Source organism: Paeniglutamicibacter sp. MACA_103, from assembly GCF_045798555.1.
Lineage (GTDB): Bacteria > Actinomycetota > Actinomycetes > Actinomycetales > Micrococcaceae > Paeniglutamicibacter.
Genome location: NZ_JBIXLN010000078.1, coordinates 1 through 11478, shown reverse-complemented (window position 1 = coordinate 11478; position 11478 = coordinate 1). Strand labels below are relative to the sequence as shown.

Here is an 11478-nt window from a genome sequence, read left to right as displayed (position 1 = left end):
CCCCCCCCCCCCCCCCGCCCCCCCCCCCCCCCCCCCCCCCCCCCCCCCCGCGATTCCACCTTGCAAAGGAGTACTGCCCATGGATCTCGATTGGCAACTGGTCGGCGATTCGTTCTGGCCCATCTTGCTCGGCGGGCTGAGCGGGACCATTCCCCTGTCGTTGGCAAGCTTTGCCATCGGCCTGGCCATAGCGCTGGTCATGGCGTTGATGCGGCTCAGCCGCAATCCGGCGGTCTCGTTCATCGCCCGCGCCTACATCTCGGTGATCCGCGGGACCCCGCTGCTGGTGCAGCTCTTCGTGATCTTCTACGGCCTGCCCTCCATCGGGGTGACCCTGGACCCGTGGCCCAGCGCGGTCATAGCCTTCTCGATGAACGTGGGCGGCTACGCGGCCGAGGTCATCCGCGCGGCCATCCTCTCGGTGGCCAAGGGCCAGTGGGAGGCCGGCTACACCATCGGCATGTCGCGCACCACCACGCTGCGCAGGGTGATCCTGCCGCAGGCCGCCCGGGTCTCGGTGCCGCCGCTGTCCAACACCTTCATCTCCCTGGTCAAGGACACCTCCCTGGCCTCGCTGATCACCTTCACCGAACTGTTCCGCAGGGCCCAGGAAATTGCCGCCTTCAGCCAGGAATTCATGCTGGTCTACATCGAGGCGGCCCTGGTCTACTGGGTGTTCTGCCTGGTGCTCTCCGCCGGCCAAACCCGACTGGAAAGAAGGCTTGACCGCTATGTCGCACACTAACCCCGCCACGAACGCCCCCGCGCTGCTGAGGGTGGCCGGCCTGCAGAAGAGCTTCGGCGACCACCAGGTCCTCAGGTCGATCGACATGCAGATCGGCAAGGGCCAGGTGCTCGCGCTGATCGGCCCCTCGGGCTCCGGCAAGACCACGGTGCTGCGCTGCCTGAACGGCCTGGAGATCCCCGACGGCGGGACGGTCGCCTTCGAGGGCGGTCCCGAGGTGTCCTTTACGCCGGGCACGACGCAGAAGCAGGCGCAGGTGCTGCGCACCCGCAGCGCCATGGTCTTCCAGAACTACAATCTCTTCCCGCACATGACGGTGCTGGAAAACATCATCGAGGGACCCGTCCAGGTCCAGCGCCGCAAACGCAAGGAGGCCGTTGCCGAAGCCGAAGCCCTGCTGGCCCGGGTGGGCCTGGCCGAGAAGCACCACCAGTACCCGCATCAGCTCTCCGGCGGACAGCAGCAGCGGGTGGGCATTGTCCGGGCGCTTGCGCTGAAACCCTCGTTGCTGCTCTTCGACGAGCCGACCTCGGCCCTGGACCCGGAGCTCGTGGGCGACGTGCTGAAGGTGATCAAGGAGCTGGCCGACGAGGGCTGGACCATGGTCCTGGTGACCCACGAGCTGGCCTTTGCCCGGGAGGTCGCCGACGAGGTGGTGTTCATGGACCAGGGCGTGGTTGTCGAGCGCGGCCACCCCGACGTGGTGTTGCGGGATCCGCAAAACGAGCGCACCCAACAGTTCGTGCACCGCCTGCTCAACCCGTTCTAGGGCAACGGCGCGGCACGCCCGGCACGACGACGGCGGGTCCCGGGGATTTCTTCCGGGAGCCCGCCGCCGTGTTGCCTGCCAAAAAGAATTGGCGCGCCCACCACCACTGACGTGTTTCAGACCGTAGGCTATGGACATGGCCAAGATGACAACAGCCCAGCATGTGGAATCCATCAGCGCAGGTTATGCCTTTGACGGTTTGGCGGTGAACCTGGGTGCGGCACTGGTCGATGGCCAGGTCTTCCCCGAGGCGCAGGTGCGCCTGCCGTTGCGGATGATGAACCGGCACGGCCTGGTGGCAGGAGCCACCGGCACCGGCAAGACCATCACCCTGCAGTTGATGGCCGAACAGCTGTCGGCCCACGGGGTTCCGGTCTTCCTTGCCGACATCAAGGGCGACCTCACCGGTCTCTCCACGGCGGGAACCCCGACGGAAAAGCTCACTGCACGCACCGCCTCGGTCGGCATGGAATGGGAAGCCAAGTCCTTCCCCGTGGAGTACTACGCCCTGGGCGGCGACGGGCAGGGAACCCCGATCCGGGCCACGATTTCCTCCTTTGGTCCCATCCTGCTCTCCCGGATCATGGAGTTGAACGAGACCCAGGAATCCTGCCTCCAGCTGATCTTCCACTACGCCGACACCAAGGACCTGGATCTCCACGACCTCAAGGACCTTCGCGCTGTCATCCAGCACCTGACCAGCGACGAAGGCAAGGACGAACTCGAGGGCCTGGGCGGGGTTTCCAAGGCGACCGCCGGCGTCATCCTGCGCGAGCTTGTCACGCTTCAGGCCCAAGGCATGGAATCGTTCTTCGGCGAACCGGAATTCGACACCGCCGAGCTCCTGCGCCAGGCACCGGACGGGCGCGGGGTCATCAGCATCCTGGAGCTCCCGACCCTCATGGAAAAGCCGCTGCTCTTTTCCACCTTCATGATCTGGCTGCTGGCGGACCTCTTTGCCGAGCTGCCGGAGGCCGGGGACCCGGAGAAGCCCAAGCTGGTGTTCTTCCTCGACGAGGCGCACCTGCTCTTCAACGGGGCGTCCAAGGCTTTCCTGACCTCGATCACCGCCACGGTCCGGTTGATCCGTTCCAAGGGCGTCGGCGTCTTCTTCGTGACCCAGACGCCCAAGGACGTTCCGGGCGACGTGCTGGGGCAGCTGGCCAACCGGATCCAGCACGCGTTGCGGGCCTTCACCCCCGACGACGCGAAGGCACTGAAGGCGACGATCTCCACGTTCCCCACCAGCGACTACGACCTCGATGCGGCGCTGACGCAGGCCGGCACCGGCGAAGCGGTGGTCACCGTCATGAACGAGAAGGGCGCACCCACCCCGGTGGCCTGGACCCGCATGTGGAGCCCGGAATCGACCATGGGGCCTTCCTCCCCCGACACGGTGTCCGGGATCATCGGTTCCTCCGCCCTGATGCAGGTCTACGGCACGAGCGTGGACCGCGAATCCGCCTATGAGAAACTCAGCGCAGCCACCACCTCGGACGCGGCCGCACCGGTGCCCACCGGAGGATCGGTCGCCGCCCGGGTGCCGGGCCCCGGCCAGACCCAGGCCGACATCGATGCCGCCGCACGGAACATCGAGGAATCCATCCTCGGCCGCCCGTCGTCGATCCCCAATTCCGCGCCGGAACCGGGTGCAGCCGACTACAGCCAGCCCGAACCGCCGGTGGCCACCACGGGTTCCCCCCGCGGCAAGACCCGCGCCCCCGCGCCGATGCAGAAACCCGATAATCCCCTACTTGACATGGCCTTACAGGCGGCAAACATGTTCGGCCGGGAAATGCTCCGCGGCATGTTCGGCACCCGGCGCCGCCGCCGCCGCTAGGCGGGCTTGCGCAGACGACGCGATTTTCCCGGTAGCCTAGGACTCAATGAGCGAACGTTTATCACCCACCAGGGTCGCTGCCATCTGGGCGGCGGCCCTTGTGCTGCTGGCCGTAGTCGCGGTTTCCGTCGTCGTCTTGGTGAACCAGAAGGTCTTCGGGCCCGGCCAAATGGTCAAGGAACTCCAATCACACCTCGTCAAGGGCGAAGGCGCCGCGGCGCTGGGCCTGCTGAATGCCAAGGTGCCCGCGGGCAATGCCCTGTTGCTTGACGGCGAGGGGCTAAGGGCCGCCAGCGCCGACATCAAGGATTTCACCGTCGGCAAGCCCGAGGAGATCCTCGGAGCCGAGGACACCGTCAAGGTCGTGGCCAGCTACTCGATCCACGGCGTCGAGCAGCAAACCTCCTACCAGTTGCGGCACACCGGGCGCAGCTGGCTGTTCTTCGACAACTGGGAGTTCTCGCCCACCACCCTGCCCACGGTGGCAATTTCGGCAAACACCACCAACGAGGTCGTCGTGAATGCGCGACGCGCCCCGCTGGTCAAGGGCCAGGCCACCGTGCCGGTGTTTGTGCCCGCTGTCATCGACACCGGTTTCGCGACCCCCAACTTCAGTGCCGACTCGCGCGGACTGGCCGTCACCGAATTCGCGAAGAAGGGGACGGAGGTGAAGCTGCGGACCCAACCGACCAAGAAGTTGCTCGACGAGGTCAACAAGCAAATCACCGCGTACCTCGATGGCTGTGCCAAGCAGCAGGTGCTGATGCCCGGGGGCTGCCCGATGAGCTACTCCACCTCGGCACGGGTGCAGTCGGATTCCATCCACTGGAGCATCGTGGACTACCCCGCCGCCGAGATCGTTTCCTTCGACGGGGGCTGGGCCCTGCGTCCGTTGACGGTCAAGGCCCGCCTGGAACTCACCGAGCAGGACCTGCGCACCGGCAGGTACACCGAACAGACCATCGAGGAAACCTTCGGGTTCACCGCGGCCCTCAAGGCCAACACCACCAAGGTCCGGGTCACCCCCGTCTCCAGCGAATAAACGCGGCCTCGGCCCTGCCCGCGGGGCCTACCTGCCCAGCGCGGGCACCAACGGGCGGGAAACGGCCTGGTGCGTGGCCGGGGAACCGGCGTTCAGGCGCGGGGTGTTCCGCGACCTGCGCAGCACCACGATGACGGCGATGAGTCCGGCGACCAGGGAGAGCACCGCACCGCTGCCCACCGACCAGCGGGCCCCGAATTCGGTGCCGAGCCAGCCCACCAGCGGGGCGCCCAGCGGCGTTCCGCCCTGGACCACCATCACGTAGAGCCCCAGCACGCGTCCGCGGTAGGCGGGATCGACCGACAGCTGGATCATGGTGTTGGCGCTGTTCAGGAACGTCAGCGACGCCAGGCCCACCGGCACCATCATCAGCGCGTACCCGAGGAAGCTCGGCATGAAGCTGGCAATCAGTGCAGTGGCACCGAAGCCGATCGCGCCGCCCAGCAGGTAGCGCATCCGTGGCCGGCCGCGCCGGGCGGCCAGCAAGGCTCCGGCCAGGGTGCCGATGGCCATGATGGTTCCCAGCAAGCCGAACTCCCCGGCACCGACGTGGAAGACGTCGGTGGCCATCATGGCGTTGGTGAGCTGGAAGTTCAGTCCGAAGGTCGCCACGACGAAGGCCAGCGCGAAGATCAGCAGCAGGTCCGGGCGCTGGCGCACATAGGCCACCCCCTCGCGGATCTGCCCCTTCCGGCGGGCCACCAGCGTGGTGGGCTGGAACTTCTCCTTCCGCATCCTGGCCAGGGAGAAGATCACCGCGCCGAAGCTGGCGGCATTGATCAGGAATGCCGGTCCGGTCCCGAAGAAGGCAATCAGCATCCCGGCGACGCCGGGGCCGGCCAGCCGGGCCAGGTTGAACGAGGCGCTGTTCAGCGCCACGGCGTTGGGCAGGTCGCCGGCGGGGACCAGCTCGGAGACGAAGGCCTGGCGCGCCGGGGCGTCGAAGGCGCTGGCGACGCCCAGGCCGAAGGCCAGCAGGTACACGTGCCAGAGCTCGGCGGTGCCGGTGGCCACCAGCACGCCCAGGACGGTGGCGAAGACGCCCATGGCCGATTGGGTGACCAACAGCAGCTTGCGCTTGTCCATGCGGTCCGCGAGCACGCCGGCAAACGGGCCCAGGAAGAGGATGGGCAGGAATTGCAGGCCGGTGGTGATGCCGGTGGCGGTTCCGTCATGGTCCGTCAGGATGGTGAGCACCAGCCAGTCCTGGGCCACGCGCTGCATCCAGGTGCCGATGTTGGAGACCAAGGCGCCGGCGGTCCAGAGGCGGTAGTTGGGGTTTTTCAGGGCGCTGAACATCCGGCTCACTTGGCGCTCATTTCCTGCAGCAGGGCCGCGGCCCGCGCGAGCGTTGCCCGGTCCCTGGCGCCGAGCGTCTCCAGGCGCCGGGCCAGCCAGGCGGTGCGTTGGCTGCGGGCCCCCTGGTAGGCCTCCGTGCCCGCGGTGGTGAGCGCGATCAGCACCTGGCGTCCGTCGTGCTCGCTGGCCGTGCGGGTGACCAGGCCGGCCTCCAGCAGGGATTTCACGATGCGCGTCATGGACGGGGCCGCGACCTGTTCGCGGGCGGCCAGTTCGCCGATGGTGTGCTGCTCGTTCCTCAGGCCCGCGAGCACCGAATACTGCGCAGGGGTGAGCGTTTCGGAGCTTGACTCCAGGCGGAGGCGGCGGGATGTCTTCATCACGGCCACCCGCAGTTCGGCGGCCAGGTCCCCGGCGTCGCTGGCGTCGCAGACGGTCGCGGGGGTTGTTCGTTCGGGTTTCGGGGCGTTGTTGGTTTCGTTCACTTGATCCGGGCGAGCCACGGACCCTCCTTCAATGCGCCGGTGCACCCGGCGTCTCTGGTTTCGACCTCGTTAGTTTCTTTAGCATTGCTAACGATACTCGTGCCGAAATTTCCCCGCCATGACGCGCCTCACCGTTCGGCCCCTAGCGGCGGTGAGATGCCCCACTTATCCCCGCTGGCCCCCAAGACGCCGCGAGGCCCGTCCCCGGAAAGGGGACGGGCCTCGTGCCAGGGCTCCGGAAACGACTCGCTAGTTGTCCAGCCCGCGCAGGTCCAGGACCAGCTCGCTTTCGCCCTGTGCGTCCAGGATCACCGGGATGCCCCAGTCCTGCTGGTAGAGGTGGCAGGCCGCGTGCATCGGGATCTCGCCGCCCGGCTCGCCGTCGCAGGCGGCCGCGCGGGCGGTGATGTGCAGGACGCCCTCGGGGATCTCCGGGTTCAGCTCCAGGGTGCGGGTCAGGCCCGTCGAGGTGCCGCCGCCGGACAGCAGCAGTTCCTCCGGGGAGGAGGAGATCTTCAGCTGCGTGGGATCCCCCCAGCGGTCATCGAGCTTCTGGCCCTTGGGCGCGGAGAAGCGCACGGTCAGCGCGTGCTCCCCCGCGGTGACCTTGGTCTTGGGGCGCTGGGTCTGGCTGGCGCCCTCGTCGACGACCAGTGCCTCGGCCGGCAGCGGCAGGCGCACCAGCTGGTGGCTGTTGGTCTCCACGACCAGCAGCACCGGCTCCCCGTCCACGGAGGTGTCGAGCTGCACGTCGGCCGGCTCGTTGAGCCCGCGGGCCAGGGTGCTGACGGTGGCGGTGGCGGGGTCGTAGCGGCGCACCGCGCCGTTGTAGGTGTCGGCGATGGCGATCGAGCCGTCGGGCAGCGCCGCGACGCCCAGCGGGTGCTGCAGGCGGGCCTGGCCGGCGTCGCCGTCGCGGAACCCGAAGTCAAAGAGCCCTGCGCCGATGGCGGTCTCCACTGCGGCGACGGAGCCGTCCTCGGCCAGCACCAGGCGGCGCAGCGCGGAGGTCTCCGAGTCGGCGACCCAGATGTTTTCCTGCGCATCCAGCGCCAGGCCGGAGGACTGGGCAAACCAGCTCTCCCCCGGCGCGCCGTCGGCCAGGCCTTCCAGGCCGGTCCCGGCGAACACGCCCAGGGCCGAGGTCACCGGGTCGAGGGTGAAGATCTGGTGGGTTCCGGCCATCGCGATGGCGACGGCCTTGGTCTTGGGGCTCCACAGCACGTCCCACGGGGAGGACAGCGAGGTGTTCAGCGGATCGTTGCCCAACTCACTGATCCACACCTCCTCGTTGTTCTCGTCCACGGCTGCACGCGCCTGGTCGGCATCGAGCAGGCGCTGGACGCCGTTGCCGGCCAGCGTGGTGACGGCCCCGGTGTCCAGGTTCAGCCCGCGCAGCCGGTGGTTGACGGTGTCGGCGATGACCGCGTGGTAGCCCACGCTTGCGGCCAGCTCGGCCGGGAGCAGCGCCAGGCCCTGCGGTTCGTTGAACTGCGCGGTTGCCGCGTCGCCGTCGGCAAAGCCCTTCGCGCCGGAGCCGAAGGTGCGCACCACGGTGGACAGGTCGTTGCCCAGTTCCACGATGCGGTGGTGCCCGGAGTCCCCGACGAGGAAGTTCCCGTTGTCCAGCGCCACGGCCTTGCCGGGGAAGCGCAGGTCGCCCTCGCGGGCCGGCGGTGCCACGTAGGGGCCGGTGCCGCGGTGCAGCGTGCCCTTGGCCTCGTGCTCGGCGATGAGTTCCTCCACCAGGGACTCCAGTCCGCTGGCGTGGCCCTCGCCGGAGAGGTGGGCGACGATGTAGCCTTCGGGGTCCACGACCACCAGGGTCGGCCAGGCGCGGGCGCCGTAGGCCTGCCAGGTGACAAGCTCGGGGTCGTCGAGCACCGGGTGCTGGATTTCGTAGCGTTCCACGGCGGCGGCCAGGGCCACCGGATCGGCCTCGTACTCGAACTTCGGGGAGTGCACGCCCACGGTCACCAGGACGTCGGAGTACTTGGCCTCCAGCGGACGCAGCTCGTCGAGCACGTGGAGGCAGTTGATGCAGCAGAAGGTCCAGAAGTCCAGGATGGTGATCTTGCCGCGGAAGTCCCCCAGGTCCAGCTGCTTCCCGCCGGTGTTCAGCCAGTTGCGGCCGACCAGTTCGGAGGCGCGGACCTTGTACGAGGTGCGCACGGATTCGGTTCCGGTGTTAGTGGGCGCTGTCATGGGGATACTCCTTGAGCTTGTCGGCTGACGCGGTGCTGGATTCAATTATCCCGGTTTGGTCCCCGGGTCGGGACATCATGACCTGATGCGACGAACCCGCACGGCGGGCTCCGCCACCCGCCCCGGGACAAGGTGCGGGCGTCTAGCCCGCCTGGGCGAGTGCGGCGTTGAGGACCTGGGCCGCCAACTGGCTGAACTCGGGGGCCTCGAGGCCGTCTTCGGCAATGAAGGAAACCATGGCCACATGGTCTCCCTTGGTCTTGATCAACACCAGGGCCTGCTGCCGCATTCCCTGGCCCGGGGTGCCGCGGGTCCAGGCGATGGCCGAATCGGCCTCGCCGGCCTTGAGGTCCGGCTTGGAGGTGGCGAAGGGAACGGTGTCGATGTCCTGGTGCAGGGTCACCTTCTTGCAGTCGGTGAGCATCGCCAGCACGGTGGCGTAATGCGCCTCGAGGGCCGACTTGTCGGTGATCTCGGCGACCTCGACCGATCCTGTGGCGGCGATCTTCTCGGTCAGGAAATCGGTGCGCGCGCCCTCCCCGCCCATCTGCAGCGGCGACCAGTTCAGCGACTCGATAACGTCGGCGCACCGGGTGGGCAGCACCGCGACCCCGCCCAGGGTTTCCTCCGGCGCCTTCTTCAGCTCGGTCAGTTCGGTCCCGGAGATGACCCGCGCCTTGTCGAAGCCCAGCCGCGCGGCCATGGAGATGCCCGAGGCCACCGCGAGTTCGGAGACGTTCAGTTCCGCCGCTTCCGCGCTGGGCGAGGCGGCTGCCGCGTCCGTGGGCAGCGGAGCGTGGCCCGCGGGCAGCTCCGCGGCATCCGGTGCCCCGGCGCAGCCGGCAAGTGCCAGCCCCAGGGACACGGTCAGGGCAAGGGTGCGCATTGCACCCGTCTTGTTTCTAGCGGCCACGGCGCGCGCTCTCCTCGTCCTGCTTCTTCAGCTTGGCAAACATGTCGTTGTACGCGTGCAGTTCCGCGTCGTTGTCGCGCTCCGCCTGCCGGTCCTTGCGCTTGGATTCCTTGGAGTCGTCCCGGCTCCAGGACACCATCACGCCCAGGGCCAGCAGCAGTGTCGGCACCTCGCCGATCCCCCACATGGCGCCGGCTCCCAGCCGTTGGTCCGCCAGCGCGTCGGCACCCCAGGGGCGTCCCATGTTGCCGAACCAGTCGGCCTGGTACAGCGAGGTGGAGCTCATGATGGAGACCCCGTAGAAGGCGTGGAAGGCCATGGTGGCCAGCAGGATCACCAGGCGCAGCGGGTACGCGGCGCGCTTCGGGACGGGGTCGGTGCCGATCATGGACAGCGCAAAGAGGTATCCGGTGATCAGGAAGTGCACGTTCATCAGCTCGTGGCCCATGTGGTTGCGCAGTGCGAAGCCGAAGGCATCGGTTTCGTAGAAGATGACGATGGAGCCGGCGAAGTTGGCGGCGGCGAAGAGCGGGTTGGTGACCAACGCCGAGAACTTCGAGTGGACCAGCACCAGGATCCATTCGCGCGGCCCGCGGGTCCCGTCGGAGCGCGAGCCCAGGGCCTTCAGCGCCAGCGTGACCGGGGAGCCGACCACCAGGAACAGCGGCGCGACCATGGTCAGCGCCATGTGGTCGACCATGTGCACGGAGAAGAGGATCTTGCCGTAGACGGCCAGGGCGCCGGAGGTGAAGTAGAACAGCGCGCCCAGGCCGATGAGCCAGGACATGGTCAGCAGGATCGACCACTTGTCGCCGCGGCGGCGCACCGTCACCACGGCCCACAGGTAGGCGACGGCGAGGAAGATCACGATGGCAATCCAGAGCCAGTCGAAGCGCCAGACCTCCAGCCAGCTGTCGCTGGTCAGTTCGGGGGGAAGCTCGTATCCGGTGAGCAGGCGTGCCGGGGTGGGCAGTTCCGGAGCGGTGTCCGGGGTGGGCGGCGCGGTGCGTGCCAGCACCGTGGCCAGCGCCATGACGGCGGCCATGACGATGGCCTCCGCACCCACCACCAGCCAGGCGGCCCGCGTGGCTTGGATCTTCCCGGCTTCAAGGGCGGGAATGACGCGGCGGCGGTGGGCCAGGCCCAACGCGCCAAGGCCCAGGGTGGCCACGGCCTTGGCGATGACCAGCCAGCCGTAGGGGGTCATCCACTGGTCCCAGTCGGTGATGCGGATGGACGCGTTCACGACTCCGGAACCGGCGACCAGGACGAGGGAGAGGGTGGCCAGGGCGGAGAAGCGGTGCAGCACGGTGCCGGCCAGGATTGGCCTTGCCCCGGCGTAGCGTCCCGGGGCCTTGGAGGCCAGCAACGGGGCCAGTGCCGCGAGCACGACGATGCCGCCGAACCAGAGGCACACGCCCACCAGGTGCAGCATGATCGAGTTGACTGCGCCCCAGTGGTCATCTCCCCCGGCCGCGTGGCCGATCAGCGACATCGGCAGGACTCCCGCGAGGGAAAAGACGGTGGTGGCGCCCACCAAGGCCGGGGACCGCACACCGAAGGCCAGCGAGGAGGTGATCGCGGCAATCACGATCATCCAGGCCCAGGCCCGGCCCACGGAAATGTTCAGGACGTAGTCGAGCATCGCGGCCGTGTAGGTGGGATCGCTGCTCATGGGCTTGCCGACGAGGTCCCAGAAGTTGAAGACCATCACTGCCGCGGCGGAAACGGTCCAGAGCATGCCTGCGGCCGCGGCAAGGTTCATGGTGCGGGCAAAGGCGGGATGGATTTCCCCGCCGTCGGTGTCGTGTTCGCCCGGCGCCGGGCGCTTGGGCTTGGTGGAACGCGGCAGGATGGTGGCGGCAAAGACGAGCGCGGCAATCGTGATGGCCATCGAGGAGTGGTGCAGCGCCTTGGCCGCGGGAAGTGCCCAGCGGATCAGTGGACCGGGGTCACCCAGCTCGCTGGCCTGCGCGGTGCCGGCAAAGTAGCTGGCAGCGATCAGCACCAGCACGCCGACCACCAGCGCGGGAAGGGTCAGCAGGGGCCACAGCCGTCCCGCGGGGTTCGCTTCCTGCGCCCTGAAGGCCGTGGCCTGCGTGTTCCGTGACTTGTTCACAATGTCCTTTCAGCTTCCTGCCGCTTCATTCTCCCACCGATTGGCCGCACTCCCGGGGCCC

General features: G+C 68.2%; 9 protein-coding genes. 4 read left to right on the top strand and 5 right to left on the bottom strand.

Annotated elements, in window-relative coordinates; all coding sequences use genetic code 11:
• Positions 1–79: 79 nt before the first annotated feature.
• The 4 genes from ACIPVK_RS21085 (at position 80) to ACIPVK_RS21070 (ending at position 4396) form a co-directional block, all read left to right on the top strand.
• Positions 80–745 (top strand): amino acid ABC transporter permease, encoded by a 666-nt coding sequence (locus ACIPVK_RS21085; protein ID WP_407613946.1) that lies wholly within the window; start codon positions 80–82, stop codon positions 743–745.
• Positions 732–1514 carry an amino acid ABC transporter ATP-binding protein gene (locus ACIPVK_RS21080; RefSeq protein ID WP_407613945.1) on the top strand — a complete coding sequence of 261 codons (783 nt, stop codon included), beginning with the start codon at positions 732–734 and terminating at the stop codon, positions 1512–1514. Before ACIPVK_RS21085 ends, ACIPVK_RS21080 begins: the two co-directional genes overlap by 14 nt.
• A gap of 136 nt (positions 1515–1650) precedes the next feature.
• Entirely contained in the window at positions 1651–3354 is a 1704-nt protein-coding gene (locus ACIPVK_RS21075; protein ID WP_407613944.1) for a helicase HerA-like domain-containing protein, read from the top strand.
• Positions 3355–3400: 46 nt separating this feature from the next.
• Positions 3401–4396 carry a hypothetical protein gene (locus ACIPVK_RS21070; protein WP_407613943.1) on the top strand — a complete coding sequence of 332 codons (996 nt, stop codon included), beginning with the start codon at positions 3401–3403 and terminating at the stop codon, positions 4394–4396.
• 27 nt (positions 4397–4423) lie between these two features.
• Here ACIPVK_RS21070 and ACIPVK_RS21065 read toward each other — a convergent pair whose 3' ends face one another.
• The 5 genes from ACIPVK_RS21065 to ACIPVK_RS21045 form a co-directional block, all read right to left on the bottom strand.
• A complete protein-coding gene (locus ACIPVK_RS21065; RefSeq protein ID WP_407613947.1) occupies positions 4424–5695 on the bottom strand; it encodes an MFS transporter in 1272 nt (423 codons plus the stop codon).
• Positions 5696–5700: 5 nt separating this feature from the next.
• Positions 5701–6198 (bottom strand): MarR family winged helix-turn-helix transcriptional regulator, encoded by a 498-nt coding sequence (locus tag ACIPVK_RS21060; RefSeq protein WP_407613942.1) that lies wholly within the window; start codon positions 6196–6198, stop codon positions 5701–5703.
• Positions 6199–6429: 231 nt separating this feature from the next.
• The gene (locus ACIPVK_RS21055) at positions 6430–8385 is read right to left on the bottom strand and encodes an NHL domain-containing thioredoxin family protein (RefSeq protein WP_407613941.1); all 1956 of its coding nucleotides are present in this window, start codon (positions 8383–8385) and stop codon (positions 6430–6432) included.
• Between the two features lie 142 nt (positions 8386–8527).
• Positions 8528–9271 (bottom strand): hypothetical protein, encoded by a 744-nt coding sequence (locus ACIPVK_RS21050; RefSeq protein ID WP_407613940.1) that lies wholly within the window; start codon positions 9269–9271, stop codon positions 8528–8530.
• 16 nt (positions 9272–9287) lie between these two features.
• Complete coding sequence (locus tag ACIPVK_RS21045) at positions 9288–11417, bottom strand: cytochrome c oxidase assembly protein (RefSeq protein ID WP_407613939.1); 2130 nt, start codon at positions 11415–11417, stop codon at positions 9288–9290.
• Between the last annotated feature and the right edge of the window lie 61 nt (positions 11418–11478).